This is a genomic window from Gordonia sp. DT219 (genome assembly GCF_049847065.1).
Classification (GTDB): Bacteria; Actinomycetota; Actinomycetes; order Mycobacteriales; family Mycobacteriaceae; genus Gordonia.
Genome location: NZ_JBNCNR010000001.1, coordinates 151439 through 172686, shown reverse-complemented (window position 1 = coordinate 172686; position 21248 = coordinate 151439). Strand labels below are relative to the sequence as shown.

General features: G+C 67.1%; 19 protein-coding genes and 1 pseudogene. All 20 read right to left on the bottom strand.

Going from position 1 to position 21248, the window contains the following annotated elements; translation table 11 throughout:
* Positions 1-10 precede the first annotated feature (10 nt).
* Positions 11-253, bottom strand: a complete 243-nt coding sequence (locus tag ACPXB3_RS00845; protein WP_425703179.1) for an RNA-binding protein — start codon at positions 251-253, stop codon at positions 11-13.
* Positions 250-696: a 30S ribosomal protein S16 gene (gene rpsP / locus ACPXB3_RS00840; protein WP_425725970.1), complete on the bottom strand. Its 447-nt coding sequence runs from the start codon at positions 694-696 to the stop codon at positions 250-252. The genes ACPXB3_RS00845 and rpsP overlap by 4 nt, the downstream gene beginning before the upstream one ends.
* Before the next feature lie 433 nt (positions 697-1129).
* Positions 1130-2215 carry an amidohydrolase family protein gene (locus ACPXB3_RS00835; RefSeq protein WP_425703175.1) on the bottom strand — a complete coding sequence of 362 codons (1086 nt, stop codon included), beginning with the start codon at positions 2213-2215 and terminating at the stop codon, positions 1130-1132.
* An 8-nt stretch (positions 2216-2223) separates the two neighbouring features.
* Entirely contained in the window at positions 2224-3789 is a 1566-nt protein-coding gene (gene ffh / locus ACPXB3_RS00830) for a signal recognition particle protein (protein ID WP_425725969.1), read from the bottom strand.
* A gap of 79 nt (positions 3790-3868) precedes the next feature.
* Entirely contained in the window at positions 3869-6460 is a 2592-nt protein-coding gene (locus ACPXB3_RS00825) for a [protein-PII] uridylyltransferase (RefSeq protein ID WP_425703171.1), read from the bottom strand.
* Positions 6461-6470: 10 nt separating this feature from the next.
* Complete coding sequence (locus ACPXB3_RS00820; protein WP_005176661.1) at positions 6471-6809, bottom strand: P-II family nitrogen regulator; 339 nt, start codon at positions 6807-6809, stop codon at positions 6471-6473.
* 6 nt (positions 6810-6815) lie between these two features.
* Entirely contained in the window at positions 6816-8213 is a 1398-nt protein-coding gene (locus ACPXB3_RS00815) for an ammonium transporter (protein WP_425703526.1), read from the bottom strand.
* Positions 8214-8500: 287 nt separating this feature from the next.
* Positions 8501-10057, bottom strand: a complete 1557-nt coding sequence (ftsY, locus tag ACPXB3_RS00810) for a signal recognition particle-docking protein FtsY (RefSeq protein WP_425703169.1) — start codon at positions 10055-10057, stop codon at positions 8501-8503.
* Between the two features lie 19 nt (positions 10058-10076).
* A complete protein-coding gene (gene smc / locus ACPXB3_RS00805; protein WP_425725967.1) occupies positions 10077-13694 on the bottom strand; it encodes a chromosome segregation protein SMC in 3618 nt (1205 codons plus the stop codon).
* Between the two features lie 58 nt (positions 13695-13752).
* Positions 13753-14043, bottom strand: coding sequence for an acylphosphatase (locus ACPXB3_RS00800; RefSeq protein WP_425725965.1), 291 nt, complete (start codon positions 14041-14043; stop codon positions 13753-13755).
* A 19-nt stretch (positions 14044-14062) separates the two neighbouring features.
* Positions 14063-14527 carry an OsmC family protein gene (locus tag ACPXB3_RS00795; protein WP_425703165.1) on the bottom strand — a complete coding sequence of 155 codons (465 nt, stop codon included), beginning with the start codon at positions 14525-14527 and terminating at the stop codon, positions 14063-14065.
* A 214-nt stretch (positions 14528-14741) separates the two neighbouring features.
* Complete coding sequence (locus ACPXB3_RS00790; protein WP_425725963.1) at positions 14742-15032, bottom strand: type II toxin-antitoxin system RelE/ParE family toxin; 291 nt, start codon at positions 15030-15032, stop codon at positions 14742-14744.
* Positions 15029-15262 carry a type II toxin-antitoxin system ParD family antitoxin gene (locus ACPXB3_RS00785; protein ID WP_425703161.1) on the bottom strand — a complete coding sequence of 78 codons (234 nt, stop codon included), beginning with the start codon at positions 15260-15262 and terminating at the stop codon, positions 15029-15031. The genes ACPXB3_RS00790 and ACPXB3_RS00785 overlap by 4 nt, the downstream gene beginning before the upstream one ends.
* Before the next feature lie 188 nt (positions 15263-15450).
* A complete protein-coding gene (mutM, locus tag ACPXB3_RS00780; RefSeq protein WP_425703159.1) occupies positions 15451-16344 on the bottom strand; it encodes a bifunctional DNA-formamidopyrimidine glycosylase/DNA-(apurinic or apyrimidinic site) lyase in 894 nt (297 codons plus the stop codon).
* Positions 16337-16885, bottom strand: coding sequence for a hypothetical protein (locus ACPXB3_RS00775; protein ID WP_425703158.1), 549 nt, complete (start codon positions 16883-16885; stop codon positions 16337-16339). The genes mutM and ACPXB3_RS00775 overlap by 8 nt, the downstream gene beginning before the upstream one ends.
* 102 nt (positions 16886-16987) lie before the next feature.
* Complete coding sequence (gene rnc / locus ACPXB3_RS00770; RefSeq protein WP_425703157.1) at positions 16988-17719, bottom strand: ribonuclease III; 732 nt, start codon at positions 17717-17719, stop codon at positions 16988-16990.
* The gene (locus ACPXB3_RS00765; RefSeq protein ID WP_425725961.1) at positions 17716-18372 is read right to left on the bottom strand and encodes a YceD family protein; all 657 of its coding nucleotides are present in this window, start codon (positions 18370-18372) and stop codon (positions 17716-17718) included. Before ACPXB3_RS00765 ends, rnc begins: the two co-directional genes overlap by 4 nt.
* Positions 18373-18456: 84 nt before the next feature.
* Positions 18457-19272, bottom strand: coding sequence for a DivIVA domain-containing protein (locus ACPXB3_RS00760; protein ID WP_425703525.1), 816 nt, complete (start codon positions 19270-19272; stop codon positions 18457-18459).
* Positions 19273-19395: 123 nt separating this feature from the next.
* A pseudogene (locus ACPXB3_RS00755) lies at positions 19396-20123 on the bottom strand (GNAT family N-acetyltransferase).
* A gap of 71 nt (positions 20124-20194) precedes the next feature.
* Positions 20195-21211, bottom strand: a complete 1017-nt coding sequence (locus ACPXB3_RS00750; RefSeq protein WP_425703151.1) for an ABC transporter substrate-binding protein — start codon at positions 21209-21211, stop codon at positions 20195-20197.
* Positions 21212-21248: the final 37 nt, after the last annotated feature.

Here is a 21248-nt window from a genome sequence, read left to right as displayed (position 1 = left end):
GCGCGACTGATCAGCGGTCGGTGTCGACGATATCGACACGCATCCCGCGGCCACCGATCCCGGCAACCAGGGTGCGCAGCGCGGTGGCGGTCCGGCCGTTGCGCCCGATCACCTTGCCCAGATCCTCGGGATTGACGTGGACCTCGACGAGTCGGCCCCGTCGTCCGGTGATCAGATCGACGCGTACGTCATCGGGGTTGGACACGATGCCGCGGACGAGATGTTCCACGGCGTCGGCGGCCACAGCGCTCACGCCTGGTCCTTGGCGGCGGTCTCGTCAGTGGCGTCGGCCGGCGCATCGGCCTTCTTGGCGGGCTTCTTCTTGGGGGTGGTGGCCTCGGCGGCGGGCGCACTGTCGGCCGCGGCCAGCGCCGCGTTGAACAGGTCGAGCTTCGAGGTCTTGGGCTCGGCGACCTTCAGGGTGCCCTCGGCACCCGGCAGTCCCTTGAACTTCTGCCAGTCACCGGTGATCTTCAGGATGGCGGCGACGGGCTCGGTCGGCTGTGCGCCGACGCTCAGCCAGTACTGGGCGCGCTCGGAATCGACCTCGATGAAGCTCGGGTCTTCCTTCGGGTGGTATTTGCCGATGGTCTCGATGGCGCGGCCGTTGCGGCGGGTGCGCGCGTCGGAGACGATGATGCGGTACTGCGGGTTACGGATCTTGCCGAGCCGCGTGAGCTTGATCTTGACAGCCATGTCTTCTTCTTTCGTGGCCACTGCGCAATTCAGCGACCCCACCGGTTGTGGGGCCCGGTTTTGCGATCTGTATCGGTGTGACCGTCGGGCGGTACGTAACCGGGTCCGACGAACCAGCGGTTCATTCTGCCAGACCGACCCGAGGGAAAGAAATCGAGTAACGCGCGCCACCGCCAGGTCCGGGGTGCAGACATGCGGTTACCCACCCCGCGAAAGGTAACCGCATGTCCGACTTTCTCTCGACCCGCCTCGCGTCCGCGGCGGTCGGACCCACCCCTTGACCGGGCCGCCCAGATGACCCGGATGCTGTTGCAGGCTGGTCACGCCTGCAATGCATCTGTGACCCTACCGAAGAGTAAGTACGGGTATCAACGGACAGCTGGTGATTTGGATCACATTTGAACCGAGACGGAATAGATCCGTGACGCACCCTTCAGAGGTGAAGCCCGGAGCACACGATCGCCTGCGGATGGCGCAGGATACCGAGGTCGGTCGCCGGGTTGGCATCGAAGACGAGGAAGTCGGCACGGTCGCCGTGCGCGAGGAGTCCGGCCCTCAGCCAGCGCCGCGGTTCGGTGCTCGCCGCGGCCAGCGCGCCCCGCGCGCCGAGCCCGATGCCGGCCAACCGTTCGACCTCGTCGACGATGCGGCCATGTTCGACGAAACCCCCGGCGTCGGTGCCGGCGAACATGGTCACGCCGGCCTCCCGCGCCGCGGCGAAGACGTCGATGGCGTTGGCGTGCAGAGCGCGCATGTGGGCGGCGTAGGTCGGGAACCGATCTGCGCCGTCGGCGATCCCCGGAAAGTTGTCGACTTGAATCATGGTGGGAACCAAGGCAATCGACCGATCAACCAACAAATCGAGATGGTCGGTCCGCAGCCCGGTGCCATGTTCGATGCAGTCGACCCCGGCCGCGATCAAGTCATCAAGTGCGTCGGTGCCGAAGACATGCGCGGTGATCCGCGCCCCGTGATCGTGTGCCACGCGCACCGCCGCCTCGAGCTGCCCGCGCTCCCACAACGGCGCAAGATCGCCGGCCTCGCGGTCGATCCAATCACCGACGATCTTGACCCAGCCGTCGCCGTTGGCGGCCTGCCGGGCGACCTCGTCGGCAAGATCGTTCGGATCGGCCAGATCGACACCGTAGTCGCGAAGGTATCGCTTGGGCCGGGCGATGTGTTTTCCCGCTCGGATGAAGCGCGGGCAGCGCGGGTCATCGTCGAGTGGATGGGTGTCCACCGGTGATCCGACCTCACGGATCAGCAAGGTGCCCGCGGCGACGTCCTGGCGTGCGAAGTTCCGCGCCTGCTCGATCGTGACGCCCAGTCCGGGCGCGATCCCCACGTGGTTGTGGGCATCGACGAGTCCCGGAAGGATCCACGAACCGTCGGCGACGGTGAGCGCGCCGGGTACCTTCGCCAGCGAGATGCGGCCGTCGACAACCCACAGTTCGACAGGTTCGTCGGTGATCGGGTCGCGCCCCCGGTAGTGCCGGGCCGCGACGTCCTCGCCGGGCACCGCCTGAACTACTTCTTCTTCGGCTGCTGGAATTGCGACACGTCGATGCCCTCGAGACCCGGCGGGATCTGGTCCAGACCGGCGGGCATATTCGACAGATCCGGGAATCCACCCGGCATGCCCGGGAACCCGCCGCGCACCTTCGGTGGGGTGGGTCCGCGGCCCTTGCCCTTGCCCTTCTTTCCCTTGCCCTTCTTCCGGTTCGTCTTGCGGCCCGGACCCATCATCCGGCCCGACATCTGCGCCATCATCTTGCGTGCCTCGAAGAATCGATCGACCAGCTGATTGACCTCGGTGACCGTCACACCCGAACCGTTGGCGATCCGCAGGCGCCGCGAGGCGTTGATCATCTTCGGGTTGTCGCGCTCGGCGGGCGTCATGCCCCGGATGATCGCCTGCACCCGATCGAGCTGCTTGTCGTCGACCTGAGACAGCGCCTCTTTCATCTGCCCCGCGCCGGGCAGCAGTCCGAGAATGTTGCCGATCGGGCCCATCCGGCGAATCATCTGCATCTGTTCGAGGAAGTCCTCGAGGGTCAGCTCGCCCTGGCTGATCTTGGCGGCGGCCTCCTCGGCCTGCTGCGCGTCCCAGTGTTCTTCGGCCTGCTCGATGAGCGAGAGCACATCGCCCATGCCGAGGATGCGGCTCGCCATCCGGTCGGGATGGAAGACATCGAAGTCCTCGAGCTTCTCGCCGGAGGAGGCGAACATGATCGGGCGGCCGGTGACCTCTCGTACCGACAGCGCCGCACCGCCGCGGGCGTCACCGTCGAGCTTGGTCAGCACGACACCGGTGATCCCGACCCCTTCGGCAAAGGCCTCGGCCGTGGTGACCGCGTCCTGACCGATCATCGCGTCGACGACGAACAGCACCTCGTCTGGCGCGGTGGCGTCCCGGATGTCGGAGGCCTGCTTCATCAGATCGGCGTCGATGCCCAGGCGGCCGGCGGTGTCGACGATGACGACGTCGTGGTGTCTGGTCCGCGCCTCGGCGACACCACCCCGCGCGACCGCTACCGGGTCGCCGGCGGTGACCCCAAGCGAGTTCCCGTCGGCGGGTGCGGTCTCGCCGGCGATGCTCGTGCCCGGATGCGGCGCGAACACCGGCACCCCGGCGCGCTCACCGACGATCTGCAGCTGCGATACCGCACCGGGACGCTGCAGGTCACAGGCCACGAGCAGCGGGGTATGTCCCTGCTTCTTGAGCCAGGCGCCCAGCTTCCCGGCGAGCGTCGTCTTACCGGCGCCCTGCAGACCGGCCAGCATGATGACAGTGGGCGGGGTCTTGGCGAACCGTACGCGCCGCGTCTCGCCGCCGAGGATGCCGACGAGTTCCTCGTTGACGATCTTGACGACCTGCTGCGCGGGATTCAGCGCCGCCGCGACCTCGGCACCCTTGGCGCGTTCCTTGATGCGTGCGATGAAGGCACGGACGACCGGCAACGAGACGTCGGCCTCGAGCAGTGCGAGCCGGATCTCGCGGCAGGTGCGGTCGATGTCGGCGTCGGAGAGCCGGCCCTTGCCGCGCAGGTCCTGTAACGCACCGGTCAACCGATCGGAGAGGGAGTCGAACATTCCACCATCTTTCCATGACCGCCGCACCGCATGCCCGATGCGGGTGCGGATATGCGACGCCCGGCGGGCCGAAGTGCGCTCAGCTGATGGGCACGCCGGATCTACCTGTGCCGCCGTAGCTGTCCGGACCCCCGTCGTCGGATTCGGTCCGCGGCCGCGGTGGCGGGCACACGGCCAGCACCGCGTCGGCGAGCTCGGACCGCCGCTGCGGGGTGTCGCGCCCCAACACCAGGCAGAACGTGTCGACGACGGTGTTGCCCAGAGTGGCGACCTTGGCCCACCGCACACTCACTCCGGCATGTTCGATGACGTCGCTCACCCGGCTCAGCAATCCGAGACGGTCGTCGGTGCGCAATTCCATCAGTACCCCGCCGTCGACCGTCGACTCCGCCCACAACACCCGCGACGGCGCCATCGCGAACAGTGCGGGCACCGCATTGGTGGCCACCGTGGCCGGGTCGTCGGACGCGTGGCCCGTGCCGGCCACCGATCCCGGAGATGCGGCGACCGTGCCGATAGTCGGTGTCGGCGACTCGAGTTCGCGCTTGTCGAGGCGCTCGAGCACACTGAACTTGCCCTCGACGGTCGCCATCAACTGTTGTCGCAGCAGCCCCGCCTCGGGCGGCGTACCGAACACCGGAACCACCTGAAAGCTGTTGACGGCCCGGCCCTGATGACTCTGCACCGCCGCCGACAACGACCGCAGTCCGTTCAGCGCCAGTACCCCGGCCATCTTCGACAACGTGCCCGGCCGGTCCGGTGCGACCATCAGTACCGAGTACGTGTGCAGACCGTCGGAGGGGACGAGTCTGACGGCGAACTCGCCGCTCTGCGCCAGCGCGACCATCTCGTCGGTCAACGGTTCGGGCACGGGTAGTTCACCGCCATCGAGCAGACGCGTTGCCCGACGCACCAATTCGTTGATCAGCGAGGCTTTCCAGTCACCCCACACGCCCGGGCCGGTCGCGAGCGAATCCGCCTCGGCCAGCGCTGCGAGCAGCTCCAGCAGCATCCGGTTGTGCCCGAGCTTCTCGACGACCTCTTCGGCCGTCGCCGGATCGTCGAGGTCCCGTCGGGTCGCGACGGTCGGCAGGAGCAGATGGTGGCGAACCATCTGCGACAGCAGCATCACATCCTGCGGCCAGAGCCCGATCCGACTGCCGACCTGGATGGCGAGTTCCGCGCCGACGACCGAATGGTCTGCGCCACGGCCCTTTCCGAGATCATGGATCAGTGATCCGAGTAGCAGCAGATCCGGCCGGGTGACGCGGGTGGTCATCGCACTGGCATGGACCGCGGTCTCGACGAGGTGGCGATCAACCGTCCACGTGTGGATGGCGTCGCGCGGCGGCAGATCCCGGACCGCACCCCACTCCGGCAACAACCGTCCCCACAGCCCGGTGCGATCGAGCGCCTCGATCGGCGCGACCATGTGCGACCCCGCACCGAGCAACAAGAGCAGATCGCCGAGCGCGTCGCTGGGCCATGGCTCACGCAACTCCGGTGCATAGTCGGCCAGCCTGGCCAGCGTGGACGCGCTGATCGGTAGACCCGTCCGTGCCGACGACGCCGCGACACGCAGGATCAGCCCCGGGTCCTTACTCGGAATCGCATTGCGCGCCAACACGATCTCGCCATTGTGTTCAACGACCCCCTCGTCGAGGGGTCGCCGGATCGGCGAGCGGCGGAGCTTGGCGAGCCCACGTCGGGGCAATGCGTTGCCTGCCGTGCGCAACCCGACGTCGGTGGAGTATCCGATGGTGCGCGCCGCGTCACTGATGAGCCTCGCAAGCTCGAACCGATCCCCGATGCGCAATGCGGCACCGATCTCGTCGGCGTCCTGTGCGCGGACCTGCTCGCGGGCGCGCCCGGCAATCCGATGCAGCTCGGTACGGATGTCGAGGAGCCGGTGATAAGCCAACTGCGGTCCCGCCCCGGGCGAGTCCGGGCGCAAGCTCGCCATCCCATCGGTCAGTTGGGCGATCGACAAGGCGCCGAGTAGCTGCACGTCGCGCAGACCTCCGCGGCCGTTCTTGAGATCCGGCTCGGCGCGGTGGGCGATGTCGCCACTGCGCCGCCACCGCTCCCGCGCATGTTCGACGACCGCCGGGAACCTGGTGCGGATCTCCGAGCGCCACTGCTGCCGGACCCCACCGATGAGCAACGCGGACAGATCCTCGTCGCCCGCGATGTGGCGGGCCTCGAGCAGCCCGAGCGCCGCTGTGATGTCGTCGGAGGCGACCTGCAGCGCCTGCGGCACCGTCCGCACACTGTGATCGAGCGCAATGTTGGCGTCCCACAACGGATACCAGAGTCCGTCGGCGACCTCCGACACCCGTTCGGGCGACTGGTCCTCGTACAGCAGGATCAGGTCGAGGTCGGAGTACGGGAGCAACTCGCCACGGCCGAGTCCACCGACGGCCACGATGGCCAGTCCGCTGCCGGGTTTGATCCCGAGTTCGGCACCCTTGCTGGTGAGCCAGAATTCGTGCAGGTCGACCAGCACCTGCCGCAGTCCTGCGGCATCAAGTCGATTGGGTCCCGACGCCGCGGTCAGCTGGCGTCGGGTGGCGGCGAGATCGGTTGCCGCAACCGGTGTCTGGGAAGGACGCGGCCCCGCGCCCGATTCATCGTCGGGCGCGGGGCCGTGACCGGTGTTCACGAAGGGCATCGACCCTGCGCTACAGTGCGTCGGCGCCGCGTTCGCCGGTGCGGACGCGAACGACCGACTCCACCGGCGATACCCAGACCTTCCCATCGCCGATCTTGCCGGTGCGGGCGGCCTCGACGATCACGTCGACGACTTTGTCCACGGCAGCATCATCGACGACGACCTCCACCCGAACCTTCGGGACGAAGTCCACCGAGTATTCGGCGCCACGATAGACCTCGGTGTGGCCCTTCTGACGGCCGTAACCCTGGACCTCACTGACGGTCATGCCCAGGATTCCGGCCTGCTCGAGCCCTGCCTTGACATCTTCGAGCGTGAACGGCTTCACGATTGCGGTGATCAGCTTCACTGTGGATCATGCCTCCTTGCCGGCACCAATGACGCCTGCCTGAGCGAAGGGCGAGCCCCCGCTGATCGGCGCGAAGTCATATGCGGATTCTGCGTGCTGCGATTCGTCGAGACCCTGAGCCTCATCGGCGTCGTCCGTACGGAGACCGATGGTGAACTTGATCACGGCTGCGATTATTGCAGTGGCGATGGCCGAATAGGCCAATACGGCACCTGCGCCGAGCACCTGACGCCACAGCTGATCCCAACCACCACCGTAGAAGAGACCGTCAACGGCGGCCGGGGCCTTCTTGGTGGCCAGGAAGCCGATCAGCACGGTACCGAGGATACCGCCGACCATGTGAACACCGACGACATCGAGCGAGTCGTCATATCCGAGTTTGTACTTCAGACCCACGGCCAGTGCGCAGATGATGCCGGCGAGCACGCCGATGATCAGTGCACCCCAGATGTCCACCGAAGAACATGACGGCGTGATGGCCACGAGTCCCGCGACGATGCCCGACGCGGCACCCAGGCTGGTCGCATGGCCGTCACGGATGCGCTCGGTGATCAGCCAGCCGAGCATCGCTGCCGCGGTCGCGACCGTCGTGGTGATGAAGGTCGAGCCGGCGACGCCGTTGGCCGAGGTCGCCGAGCCGGCGTTGAAGCCGTACCAGCCGAACCACAGCAATCCGGCACCGAGCATGGTGAAGGGCAGGTTGTGCGGCCGCATCGGGGTCTTCGGCCAGCCCTTGCGCTTTCCGAGGAACAGCACCAGAACCAGACCGGCGACGCCGGCGTTGATGTGGACGGCCGTACCACCGGCGAAGTCGATCGCCTTGAGGTTGTTGGCGATCCAGCCACCCTTCTCTGCGGTGATGCCGTTGAAGGCGAAGACCCAGTGGGCCACCGGGAAGTAGACGATGGTCGACCAGAGGACGGTGAATGCTGTCCATGCACCGAACTTCATCCGGTCGGCCACCGCACCGGAGACCAGGGCGACCGTGATGATGGCGAACATCAACTGGAACGCCACGAAGACCATCGCCGGAATCGTGCCGAAGATCGGAATTTCGACCGCCGGCGACGCCGCGGTCTGCGTTGCGGGATCGGCGGCCACCGCTGCGGTACCGTTGACGCCCGCGAGCAGGTTCTTCAGCCCGAAGTATTCACCCGGATCGCCGAGCAGTCCGCCGTTATTCGTTCCCAGGATGTCGTTGCCGAACGCCATCGAGAACCCGTATATCGTCCAGAGCACGGTGACGATTCCCGCCGACAACGCACTCATCATCATGATGTTCAGGACGTTCTTCGCGCGGACCATGCCGCCGTAGAAGAACGCCAGACCGGGCAACGTCATACATAAGACGAGCGCCGAACTGGCCAACATCCAGGCTGTGTCGCCCGAATCCGGCACACCCATAGTGGGGAAAGCCACTAGTCTCCTCCTCATCCCACCGCTCACAGGCCGCGGTTTTGACCTGGAGAGAAGATTGCTTGGTGTTTGTTTCGGCGAGAGCTATTCGTCGTTTCCGATGTGTGAACCAGCGGGCAGTTTATATTTCGTAGATGTTAACTCCCTGGTCGGTATGCAGCGGTGCGCATGATTGTGCAGCAGACAATCACACGTTCACGCATCGATGAAGCCGTCAACGCCGGCACCCGGGAGTCGGAGGACAAGAGGTGGGTGACGTCAGCGGCGTGCGTGGTTCAGAGAAGCGCGTCGACGAACGCGCCCGGCTCGAAGGGCGCCAGATCGTCGGCGCCCTCCCCCAGCCCGACCAACTTGACCGGGACACCGAGCTCTTCCTGCACGTGGAAAACGATGCCGCCCTTGGCCGTACCGTCGAGCTTGGTCAGGACCACACCGGTGATGTCGACGACGTCGGCGAAGACCCGGGCCTGGGTCAGGCCGTTCTGGCCGACGGTGGCATCGAGGACGAGCAGGACCTCGTCGACCGGCGCCTTCTTCTCCACGACGCGCTTGACCTTGCCGAGCTCGTCCATCAGGCCGGTCTTGGTGTGCAACCGTCCGGCGGTGTCGATCATGACGACGTCGACGCCCGACTCGATACCTTTGGCGACCGCGTCGAAGGCGACCGATGCCGGATCGGCCTGTTCGCGCCCACGCACGATCTCGGCACCGACACGCTCGCCCCAGGTCTGTAACTGATCTGCCGCCGCCGCCCGGAAGGTGTCGGCAGCGCCGAGCAGGACGCGTCGGCCGTCGGCGACGAGCACGCGAGCGAGTTTGCCGGTGGTGGTGGTCTTCCCGGTGCCGTTGACACCGACGACCAGGACAACGGCCGGCGTCCCGGCGTGCGGAAGCGCCCGCACCGAGCGGTCCATCTCCGGATGCAACTGGGCGACGAGCACTCGCCGCAGCAGCGCCCGGGCCTCCTCGGCGGTGCGGACCGGATGGGTGGCGAGCTCGGTGCGCAATCGTTCTACGACCGCGCTCGTCGACGCGGCTCCGAGGTCGGCCATCACCAGGGTGTCCTCGATCTCCTCCCAGCTGTCCTCGTCGAGGTCGCCGGCCCCGAGCAGCCCGAGCATGCTCTTGCCGATGGCGCCCTGCGAGCGGGACAGCCGGCCCCGCAGACGTCCGAGACGTCCGGCGGTGGGTTCGATCTCCTCGCGCGGCGGGACCACCGTCGCATCCGCCGCGTCGGTCGGGGCGGTAGCCGGAGCACTGTCGGCGGTGGCCGGAGCACTGTCGGCGGTGGCCGGAGCACTGTCGGCGGTGGCCGGAGCACTGTCGGCGGTAGCCGGAGCACTGTCGGCGGTAGCCGGAGCACTATCGGCGGTGGCCGGAGCACTGTCGACGGCATCCGGAGCGGTAGCGACGACGTCGGGGGCGCCGTCGACGACATCCGGAAGGGTGACGTCGGTCATGCCACGCTGCGTGGAGTCGCGCGGGATCGACGCGTCGTCACCGACGCCCGGCTGACCGTCGGTCTCGGTACGTTCGGCCTCGGTACGTTCGGCCTCGGTACGTTCGGCATCCGTGCGCTCTACCGAAGGCGTGACCGGCTCGGCCGGTGGGACCGCCGTCGTCCCGGCACCGCCCTGAGTGAACGTGAACCCCGATCCGGCCTGGTAGCCGCCGGATCTGTCGACCTGCGGCTTGCTCCCGTCGATCACCTGGGTGTCGGACTGGTCGGTCAGCGAGACCCGGCGGCGCCGCGCGAGCACGATGCCCGCCACGATGATCGCGAGGATCACGACCACCGCTACGACGATGCCGATGATGATTTCGGTGTTCACTGCTGCATTGGTCCTGTTCTCAATCGGAGCCGGGTTCGGCGGGGGCGGTCGCGGTGACCGGGATGTCCATCCCGCGCAGCCGCTGCGAGATCACCGTGGTGATCCCGTCGCCGCGCATGCTCACGCCGTAGAGCGCGTCGGCGACCTGCATCGTCGGCTTCTGGTGGGTGATGACGATCAGCTGTGATCGTTCGCGCAGTTGCTCGAACAAGCTGATCAGGCGCCGCAGGTTGGTGTCGTCGAGAGCCGCCTCGACCTCGTCCATGACATAGAACGGCGAGGGCCGCGCCCGGAAGATGGCCACCAGCATCGCCACCGCGGTCAGCGACTTCTCACCGCCGGACAGCAGCGACAGACGTTTGACCTTTTTACCCGGCGGCCGGGCCTCGACCTCCACACCGGTGGTCAGCATGTTGTCTGGTTCGGTCAGCACCAGACGTCCTTCACCACCGGGGAACAGCGTGGAGAACACCTGGGCGAATTCGCGCTCGACATCGGCGTAGGCCTCGGTGAACACCTGGAGGATGCGCCCGTCGACGTCCTCGATCACCGACATCAGGTCCTTGCGCGCGGCCTTGACATCCTCGAGCTGTGCCGAGAGAAAGGTATACCGCTCCTCGAGCGCGGCGAACTCCTCCAGTGCGAGCGGATTCACCTTGCCCAGTGTGTTGAGGTCCTTCTGCGACTTCTTGGCACGTGCCTCCTGGGCGGCCCGCTCGTAGGGCATCGGGGCCGGCGCGACCACCTGATCACCCCTGGCCTTGGCGGCCTCGTACTCTGCCACCTCCAACGCGGACGGCGGCATCGGGACATCCGGCCCGTACTCGGCGATGAGGTCGTCGGGGGCCATCGCGAACTGCTCGAGGACGTGCTCCTCGAGCTGTTCGATCCGCAAACTGGCCTGCGCGCGCGCGACCTCATCGCGGTGCACGGCGTCTTTGAGTGTACTCAGGCGCTGCGACAGCACATTGACACGACTCTTGAGTTCGTCGACGGCCGCCGTGCGGTGGGCCCGGACCCGTTCGAGCTCGTCACGTCCGGCCTGCGCCGTCGCGACCGCAGCCGCCACCCGTTCGGTCACCTCGGCCGCCGATACGGCAACCGCCGCGGCGACTGTCGCCGCCTGTCTGCGCGCTTCCTGTTGGCGACGCGCACTCTCACGCGCATCGCGCTCGCGCTGCGCTGCCCGGCGCAGCGAGTCGGCGCGCCCGCGGACCGACGCAAGCCGTTCCTCGGCGGTGCGCATCGCCAGACGCGCCTCCATTTCGGCGGCCCGTGCGGCAGCCACCGCCTCTGCGGCCATCGTCCGGTCGCCGGAGTCGGCGTCGTCTGTGGGTTGCTCGGCCCCCTCATCCCGCGCGAGCGCCAGACGTTGTTCGAGCTCGTCGAGCTTCGCGGTCGTCTCGGCACGACCGGTCTCGACGAAGGTGCGTTGCCGGGTCAGCCGGTCGCCTTCGTCCTGCGCCGCCCGGATCTCCTGGCCCAACCGGGCGAGCTGTTCGTAGGCGCCGCCGACCGCGCTGTCGGATTCGTGTAGGCCCGCCAGTGCCTCCTCGGCGGCCTCCCGGCGCTCCTGCTGTTCGGCCAGCGCACCCTGCAACGCGGCGCCGAGTTCTTCGAGGCGACGCCGGGTGGCAGCAAGATCGCCGGTGGCCGTATCGATCGCCGACTGCACCTCGAGCGTTGACGGCCGATGCGCCGAACCACCCTCGACCGTCGCACGCGACACCCGGTCGCCATCGCGTGTCACCGCACGCACACCGAGTTCGACGGTCACGCCGACCGCCGACGCCGCGGTGTCCACCACGACGGTGTCGGCCAGGATCGCTTCCACCGCACCGCGGATCGACGGCGCGCAGCTCACCACCGACGATGCCCATGCCACACCTTCGGGCAGACGGCCTGCCGGCGCGGACGCGTCCTCGGCGAGCCCGCCGAGGATCATCGATGCCCGGCCGCCGTCCCCGGCCTTCAAGGCCTCGAGCGCCCGCAATGCCGATGCCGGGTCGGCCGCAGCGATCGCGTCGACCGCACCGCCGAGGGCGGCGGCAATGGCGGCCTCGTAGCCGGGTTCGACGGTGATCAGTTCCGATATCGGCCCGAGCAGACCGTCCGCGGAGTTCTCCAGCAGCCAGGCACCACCGTCACCGCGCTCCAGACCCACCGACAACGCCTCGATGCGGGCTGTCAGTGACGCGATCCGCTGTTCGGTCTCGCGATCCTCCGCCTGCAAGGTCGCGGCCCGCTCGTTGGACAGGTTGAGGGCGGTGACGCACCGTTCGTGATGGTCGTCAAGGCTCTTCTCCGAGGCCTCGAGTTCGCCGAGCGATTGTGCCACCACATCTTGCTGCGTCTGCGCGGCCTGCGCCCGCTGCGCCGCAGCGGCGATTGCTGCGGTCAGTCGTGCGGTCTCGGCGTCGATGGAATCCGCCTTGGTCCGCAGACTGTCGACCTGCCCCTCGAGGCGGGCCAGACCTTCGCGGCGGTCGGCGATCGCGCGGACCGCGGCCATATGGGCCTGCTCGGCGGCCGCGCCGGCACGTTCTCGCTCGGCGAGCTCGTCCTGGGTTCCTTCCAGGAACTCTGCTGAGCTCTCGAGAGCCGCCTGCATCTGCGCCTCGTTCTCGGCGGCGTCGTCGGCCTGTCGGTCCAGTTCCTCAGGGTCGGGGCCGGTCGTACCGGACACCGGTTCGTCGAGATAGCGGGTGCGTTCGGCCGCGACGCGCGCGGTGGCGTCGACTCGTTCGGCCAACGCCGACAGGGTGAACCAGGCCTGTCCGGCCGCCTCGGCGGCGGGCACGATCTGCGCGAGATGCTCCTCGTGATCGGCGAGTTCACCGGTCACGGCGTCGAGTTCGGCCGACACCTCGTCCTGCTCGCGGCGGATACCGTCCTCGACCTGGGTGTGCTGGGCCATCTCACCGCGCCGGGTCACCAGGTCGTCGGCGGCGAGGCGCAGCCGGGCGTCGCGCAGATCGGCCTGGATCGTCTGCGCGCGCCGGGCGACCTCGGCTTGTCGGCCCAACGGTTTGAGCTGGCGGCGCAATTCGGCGGTCAGATCGCCCAGTCGATCCAGATTCGCCTGCATCGACTGGAGTTTGCGGACGGCCTTTTCTTTGCGCTTGCGATGTTTGAGAACCCCGGCGGCCTCTTCGATGAAGGCACGCCGGTCCTCCGGCCGGGACTCCAGGATCGCGGCGAGCCGACCCTGACCGACGATGACATGCATCTCGCGCCCGATGCCCGAGTCCGACAGCAACTCCTGCACATCCATCAGCCGGCACGAGTTGCCGTTGATCTCGTATTCGCCGGCGCCGTCACGAAACATGCGGCGGGTGACCGACACCTCCGAGTACTCGATGGGCAACGCGCCGTCGGAGTTGTCGATGGTGAGCGTGACCTCGGCGCGGCCCAGGGGCGGGCGACCCGAGGTGCCCGCAAAGATGACGTCCTCCATCTTCCCGCCGCGTAATGCCTTGGCGCCCTGCTCCCCCATCACCCAGGTCAGAGCGTCGACGACATTCGACTTGCCGGACCCGTTGGGCCCGACGACACACGTGATCCCGGGCTCGAACCGCAAGGTGGTCGCCGACGCGAAGGACTTGAAGCCCTTGAGAGTAAGCGACTTGAGGTGCACGACCGTACAGCCTACCCACCTCCGACGGACCTCGAGACGGGCCGGCGCCGGTCGACTCCTACTTCTCCACGAACCCGGTCAGATCCCCACACGGCGCGTCGTAGCTGTCGACGACCAGGTCGACGCGCCCCGGCGTCGCATCCGACCGCAACGCGTCGACGAGGACGTCCACCGCCGCCTGCGGCCCCTGCGCGACCACGAGCACCCGGCCGTCCGGCTGGTTCGCGGCATAGCCGACGAGCCCGAGTTCCAATGCCCGCGAGCGTGTCCACCAGCGGAACCCCACCCCCTGGACATGTCCGTGTACGTAGGCGGTGAGCCGCACGTCACCGGCGTCGTCGTCGCTCATGCAGCCTGCTCCCCTGCCGTCACTCGGTGTCGATACGCAGATCGACCTCGGCGCCCGCCTTGATGGTGCGGCCCACCGTGCAGACCGCACCGATCGCACGCTCGACGACCACCAGGAGCCGCTGCGCCGCCTCCGGATCGAGTTCGGAGAGATCCACCTCCAGCACTTCCTCGAGCCGCGGATACACCTCGTTCTCGCGGTCGGCGGCCCCATCGACACGGATGGTCGCGTCGTAGTCGTCACCCAGGCGCCGCGACAGCGGCCGGTCCGACGACATCCCGGTGCACGCGGCCAGCGCGATCTTCAGCAGCTCACCCGGCGTGAAGACACCCTCGACGTCCTCGGAGCCGATGAGAACCTCGGCGCCCCGCGAACTGTGACCGGTGTAGCGCCGGGTTCCGCTGCGCTGCACCCACAGCTCGGTGTGCGGCTTCCCGGAATGACCTCCGGGCTGCGAACTCTCGGCGTGTTGCTCGACGGTCATCGTGACGGGGCTCCTTCGGGTACTGGCCGGACCGGGTCGGTGGCTTCGGTGTCGGCAACGCCGACGGTGGCTTCGGTGTCGACAACGCCGACGGTGGCTTCGGTGTCGACAACGCCGACGGTGTCGCTCGCCTTCCCTGTTCGCCGAGCGCTTTCGAGCCGCGAGACATCAGCGCGAGAGGCGCCACACACCCACGGGGGATCCTACGTCCGCATCAAAGGTGACGGCCCGGGTCCGTGTGCTGGTGCAGGATCCGGATCACGTCCACGCCGTCGGAACGCTCCACGTAGAAGAGCAGGTGGCTGCCGATGCCGTACCGACGGTACCCATGGCGGATCTCATCGCACGCAAGACCGCGACGGGGGTCGGCTGCGATGCGCTCGATCGCCGCCCCGATCTCCGTCACGTACGTCTCGGCCTGGCCGACGTCCCAGCGCTCCTCGGTGAAGTCCCAGATCGCCGAGAGATCACGCTGCGCCGCCGGGGTGAGGCGGTATCCCGTCACGACTTCTTGGCTGCGATGAAGGCATCGAAGTCGAAGTCCTCCGGCGCGCCGCTCTCCTCGCCTGCGACGAGGGCGGAGTGGAGCGCTGCCAGCTGCGTCTCCCGATCCTCCAGAAGCCGCAGACCAGCGCGGACGACCTCGCTTGCGGACCGGTAGCGGCCCGACGCGACCTCTCGCGAAAGGAAGTCCGAGAAGTGGGCGTCAAGGCTGATCGAAGTATTCTGAGCCACATCGAGACCATACCAAAAATTGGTACTCCACTGTCCGTCTGCCTCGTTCAACGCAACGCAGGCCTGCACGGCACGAGCCGCTCTGGAAGACACCAGATCTTCGTCATTGCACGTGCAGGGCGTCGAATCGAGACCTGTCCAGCAGAAGCTCGGCGCGTCGCTACAGCCCGGCATCACTCAAGGGGCAGTTAGCGTTTCCGCTGGCAGGACGGACAAGAATAGCTCGAGCGATTCATGAACTGCTCGCGACGCATCATGGCGCCGCAGCGCCGGCACGGCTGCCCCTCGCGTCCATAGGCGTTGAGCGAACGCTCGAAGTATCCCGACTCACCGTTGACGTTGACATAGAGCGCATCGAAGGACGTACCGCCAACCTTCAATGCCTGCGCCATCACGTCCCCAGCGGCGTCGACGAGCTCACGTAATCGCTTGGGCGCCAAAGTATCGGTCATTCGGGTGCCATGCAGCCGCGCTTGCCACAGCGCTTCGTCGGCGTAGATGTTGCCGATCCCGGAGATGATGGTCTGGTCGAGCAGTGCACGTTTGATCTCGGTGTGGCGCGCACGCAATTTCGCGACGACGGCCGCGCGGTCGAAGACCGGGTCGAACGGATCCGGCGCGATGTGGGCGATCGACGCGGGCACGAGCGGCGTCGGTTCCGGATCGGCCACCCCAGAAGCGCTGGAATACGGGTCGGGCACATGCTCGTCGAGGTGCCAGCCGCCGAAAGTGCGCTGGTCGACGAAACGCAGTTCGTCGCCGCCGTCGAGGTGGGCCCGCACGCGCAGATGGGTGTGGTCGGGAGCGCCGGCCCGCGCGATCAGCATCTGCCCACTCATCCCGAGGTGGACGACCAGCGCGGCGTCATCGTCGTCGTCGGCGACGTCGAGCCACAGGTACTTTCCGCGGCGCCGGACCGCGGTGAGAGCCTTTCCGCGCAAACGGGTTTCGAGGTCGGCGCCGCCCCCCACGTGACGGCGCGTGGCCCGGGGATGCAAGACGTCCACGCCGGTGATGCGTCGCCCGACGACATGCTCGGCGAGACCGGAGCGAACGGTCTCCACCTCGGGAAGTTCAGGCATCGCCGCGGCTCAGATGTCCGAGTTCTTCCGAGCCGTATTGTCGCGCGAGCCGCCATTCGTCCTCGCTGACGTACTTTCCGAGAGTGATAGCCAGGAGACCGAGCGCCTGGCCGACCAGGAAGAGGCTACCGACCGCGAGCAGTCCGCCCGCCAGCGATGAACCCGCAGTGGCCGTGAGTCCGGTGGTCACTCCTGCCGCTCCGCCCACCCGGACATGGGCCGGGTTCTGGGGGGCAAAGCTCATCGGGTGGTGCGCGGCACGATCTTCTGGCGGGCGCCGAGGCGTGAGGTATGCGCTATAGCAACTCCACACCACCGGAATGGCAGCAACAGCAATAGCGCCGACGCGACCGACGGGCGATGCGATGAGGTCAACGAGCGCAACGATCAACGCCGAGATTCCTACCGAGACGGCAAGGGCAAGCAAGAGCGCAAAAGCTGTCAACCAGCAGCGCCGACGCCAGTACGCGAATCCACGGTCGTACCAGCTCGTCGCGAAGTATTTGATCGACGGTACCGGCCTCGTCGGTCGGTCACTCATCCGGACACGCTGTGCCATAGGATCTTTGCTCCACCCCTGTCGGTACCCATGTCCGGCACATAGTGCTTCGCCGCGCGGTTCATGTGTGTCGATCGGGCACGGTCACGAGGCGCCGGCGCGATCGGTCAGCGTCTGCCAGGCCAGGGCCGCCGCCTTCTGCTCGGCCTCCTTCTTGGTCCGGCCGATACCCTGACCGACGTGCTCGCCGGCGATCACCGCCATCGCGGTGAACTCTTTGCTGTGGTCGGGCCCCGTCGAGGAGACCTGGTACTGCGGCGGGCCGAACCCGCGCTCGGCAGCAAGTTCCTGCAGGGACGTCTTCCAGTCGAGTCCGGCGCCGAGATCGCCTGCGCGCTCGATCATCTCATCGAACAAACCCAAGACGACCTGCTGCGAGGTGGCGAGCCCATGATCGAGATAGACTGCGCCCAATAGTGATTCGAGGCCATCAGCAAGGATCGAATCCTTGTCGCGGCCGCCGGTGAGCTCTTCTCCCCGACCGAGATACAGGTAAGCTCCCAGCCCGTCCTCTCCCAGGCCGCGCGCCACCTCGGCGAGGGCATGCATGTTCACCACACTGGCCCGGATCTTGGCCAGTTCACCCTCGGGCCGCTCGGGAAATCGCAGATAGAGCCGCTCGGTGATGACGACACCGAGTACCGAATCCCCCAGGAACTCCAAGCGTTCGTTGGTGGGTAATCCGCCATGTTCGTAAGCGTAGGAACGATGCGTCAGCGCCAGGGTCAACAATTCGTCGGAGATCTCGGTACCGAGCGCCGCCAACAGCGGACCGCACGACGGGGGCCGCTTGCCCCGGCGCTTGCCATCACTCACTGCACGCCTCGTGTCCGGCCACGATCGTCGGAACCTCCCTGATCGCTCGATGTCGTGGTCGTGCCGTCGCCGAGATCACCGAACTTGTCGACGAGCCCGGCCCACCGCGGATCGATGAGCTCGTGTCCGTGACCCGATTCGGCGCCATCCAGCGGCACCCCGCAGACACTGCACAACCCGGGACAATCCTCGCGACACAACGGCGACATCGGCAGTTCGAGGGCGACCGCGTCGATGATGGCCTGTTCCAGGTCGACCCGGTCGTCGACTATGCGATGTACCTCGTCGTCATCGGACGTCTGTTCGGTCTCGCTGTTCGGGTACGCGTAGAGCTCGGTCAAAAAGACCGTGACGGTGCCGTCGACGGGTTCGAGGCAGCGCGCACACTGACCCTGCGTCTCCCCACAGACCGTTCCGGCGATCAGGACGCCCTCACTGACCGACTCGAGTCGGAGATCGAGATCGACCTCGGAATCAGCGGGGATGCCGATCATCTCCACGCCCAGCCGCTCCGGTGTGCGAACGGTCTGGTGCACCTCGGTCATCGTGCCCGGACGGCGGCCGAGCGAACGGATGTCGAGTACGAAGGGACCACGCGCATGCGCGGGAGCCGCACCCGAACGGGAACCTGGAGTCACTGCATTTTCGGCCACAAATGCACCATACGCCAAGGTCAGCGAATCATCGAATGAGCGCGAACCCCCGTGTCGACGCACGCGAGAGCCTCCGTAGATGGCCTACACGGCCAGCGGCGACACCGAGTCGTCGGCATCATCGCGCGACCGGCCACGCGGGTGATCGTGGTCGACGCTGCGGGGGTATTCGACGTAGTCGTGCATCCCGGCGCCGGTGCGCAGCTGATGGCGTCCGCGGTTCACCGACCGCATCGTGTTGGTGAGCACCTCTTCGAACTGCGCCAACTTCTCGTCGACGTAGACATCGCAGTCTCCGCGCAGACGATCGACCTCGGCGTGCGCCGCGTCGATGATGCGTTCGGCCTCGGACTTCGCCGCCGCCACGACCTCGGCCTCCGACACCAGCCGCTGTTGCTCGGCGATCCCGTCGGCGACCGACTTGTCGTAGGTGTTGTTGGCGGCGTCGATGCTCCGCTGCGCCTCGGCACGGGCTCGCCCCGTCACCGCTTCGAACTCGCGCGCCGCGCTGGTCGAGAGCCGCCGAGCCTCGTCGGCGGCCTCGTCGACCAGCGACTTTCCGTGGTTGTTCGCCTCGTCGACCATCCGGTCGGCATGCGCCTTGGCGTCGGCGAGGATGCGATCGGCCTCGGCACGAGCGTGTGCGAGGACCGCCTCGGACTCCGAATCGGCGTTGCCGGTCACGGTGTCGGCATGCGATCGGGCGTCTTCGAGCATCGAGTCACGGCTGTCGAGTACGTCCTGCGCGTCGTCGAGCTCGCCCGGGATCGAGTCCTTGATGTCATCGAGCAGTTCCAGCACGTCGCCGCGTGGAACCACACATCCCGCGGTCATCGGAACGCTACGTGCCTCCTCGACGATTGCGACGAGTTCGTCGAGTGCTTCGAATACGCGGTACACAGCCACCCCAATCCGGCTCACGCCATTGGTCATCTGGTGAAACTTCTGTGACTATTGTGCCGAATGGGATCGCTGTGGTTATGGAGGTCAGAGTGGTCGGCGTGTCACGTGATACCCGAGGGATCACTCAGGGACGCGGATCGACCCGAATGTCAGCTCCTTGCGCAGCTCGAACCCCAACGATTCGTAGAGCCGGATGGCGCCTCGGTTGTCGGCTGCCGCATGCAAGAACGGGGTCTCACCGCGTCGCACGATGCCGTCGGCAACGGCGAGCACCAGCCGCGCGGCCAGCCCTTGCCCGCGGTACGCGGATCGGTGCACACCGCGCTGATCTCGGTCGCGCCCACGGGATGCAGACGCTCGCCGGCCATCGCGATCAGTGCGCCATCAGCGATGATCCCCCGGTAGGTACCCATCTCGATGGTCCGCGGGAGAAAGGGCCCGGGACGGGTGCGCGCCACCAGATCCATCATCGCCGGGACATCGTCGTCGGTCAGCACCACCGCAGAGCGATCGGCCATTGCAGCGACCGATCGCGCGATCATCTGCACTCCGGGCAGACTCATCGTGATCTCCCAGCCGGGCGGCGGGGTGGGCATGACTCCCGAGATCGGCACGGTGCCACCCGGACCGAAGAACTCGGCGGCGTCGGCCCAGTCCGCAGGTCCGGGATCGTGCGGGAATGCCGCGAATATCGACACGTCGTCCCGATAACGCAGGATGCGGCCGTGTCGCTGCGCCAGGTGCCGGTGGTGCCCGGTCAGCGACGATCGGATCGGGTCGTCGAGAACGCTTGTGTCCGTGCCTGTCCCACCATCCCGGTCGATATCCATGAGGTGATGATGTCCCATCGGCGAATCCTCCTGTTTCTCAGGTCGCCGGTTGGCGAGCCGGAGCCGGCCACCACCTGCACATGAGCCCCTCAGCTGTCGTTGCGGGGCAGCCCGGGCGGGTTGATCTGCGAGGCCGGCAACGCCTCGGCCGACAGATGCCACGCCGCGAGCAATTTGGCGTAGGCACCAGTGGAGATCAGGTGATTGATCGCATCGGCCAGCGGCCCGACCAGTCCGTTACCCTTCTTGGTCGTCGCGGCGATGAGACCCTGCAAGGTGGAGCCGGCACCCGAGTAGGTTCCGGCCACCCGCGTGGCCTTCGGGGTGTTGGCGGTCTGTACGACGTGGTACGAGATGGTCGGATTGGGCGCCAGATACGCGTCGATCTTGCCCGAGGCGAGCGCCAAATTGAACGAGTTGCCGTCCGGGAAGTACACCACGTTCAACGTCTTGCCCTCGGCAGCGAGTTTGTCGCGCCACTTCAGCAGGATCCGTTCCTGATTGGTGCCCGACCCGACGGCCACGGTCTTACCCGCAAGATTCTCGTAGTTTCCGTCGAAGTTCCACGCGTTCGACTTGAGCACCTCGAAGGCCAGTTCGTCCTTGCGGTACGTGGCGAAGTCGTATTTGTCCTTGCGCTCCTCGGTCACCGTGATGTTGGAGAAGCCCACATCCGAGCGGCCGCTGCTGATGCCGACGAAGAGATTTTCCCACGTGGAGTTGCCGACCACCGGCTTGAGGCCGAGTACCGCCGCGACGGCGCGCCCGAGATCGGGTTCGACGCCGGTCAGCGTGTGCTGATCGGAACCGATGAACGCCAGCGGCGGATTCCCCGAGGGCAGGGCGCCGATGCCGATCGTGAGCTGACCGGAATCACGCACCTTCGCCGGCAGCGCCTTGCGAATCGAATCCACCTGCGGCACAGAGAGCGTGGTCTCCTGCGCCGCCCCGTTGGAGACAGCGCCGATGACGACGCTGCCCGGCGTGCCCGACGAGTCGGCGGCATCACTGGACCCGCCCGAGCAGGCGGTGACCAGTGTTGCGGTGAGTACTCCGCCGATGGCCACGGCGCCGAGCCGGGCGACGAGGGATCGAGAAGATGACATGGTGTAACTCCATTTCTGCAGGGGATGATCGACGAGG

Coding starts and splice junctions, on each gene's coding strand:
- rpsP (WP_425725970.1), bottom strand. CDS start 696: ATGGCTGTCAAGATCAAGCTCACGCGGCTCGGCAAGATCCGTAACCCG.
- ffh (WP_425725969.1), bottom strand. CDS start 3,789: ATGTTCGACTCCCTCTCCGATCGGTTGACCGGTGCGTTACAGGACCTG.
- ACPXB3_RS00825 (WP_425703171.1), bottom strand. CDS start 6,460: ATGCCCTTCGTGAACACCGGTCACGGCCCCGCGCCCGACGATGAATCG.
- ACPXB3_RS00815 (WP_425703526.1), bottom strand. CDS start 8,213: ATGGGTGTGCCGGATTCGGGCGACACAGCCTGGATGTTGGCCAGTTCG.
- ACPXB3_RS00800 (WP_425725965.1), bottom strand. CDS start 14,043: ATGAGCGACGACGACGCCGGTGACGTGCGGCTCACCGCCTACGTACAC.
- ACPXB3_RS00795 (WP_425703165.1), bottom strand. CDS start 14,527: ATGACCGTCGAGCAACACGCCGAGAGTTCGCAGCCCGGAGGTCATTCC.
- mutM (WP_425703159.1), bottom strand. CDS start 16,344: ATGCCTGAACTTCCCGAGGTGGAGACCGTTCGCTCCGGTCTCGCCGAG.
- ACPXB3_RS00775 (WP_425703158.1), bottom strand. CDS start 16,885: ATGAGTGACCGACCGACGAGGCCGGTACCGTCGATCAAATACTTCGCG.
- ACPXB3_RS00750 (WP_425703151.1), bottom strand. CDS start 21,211: ATGTCATCTTCTCGATCCCTCGTCGCCCGGCTCGGCGCCGTGGCCATC.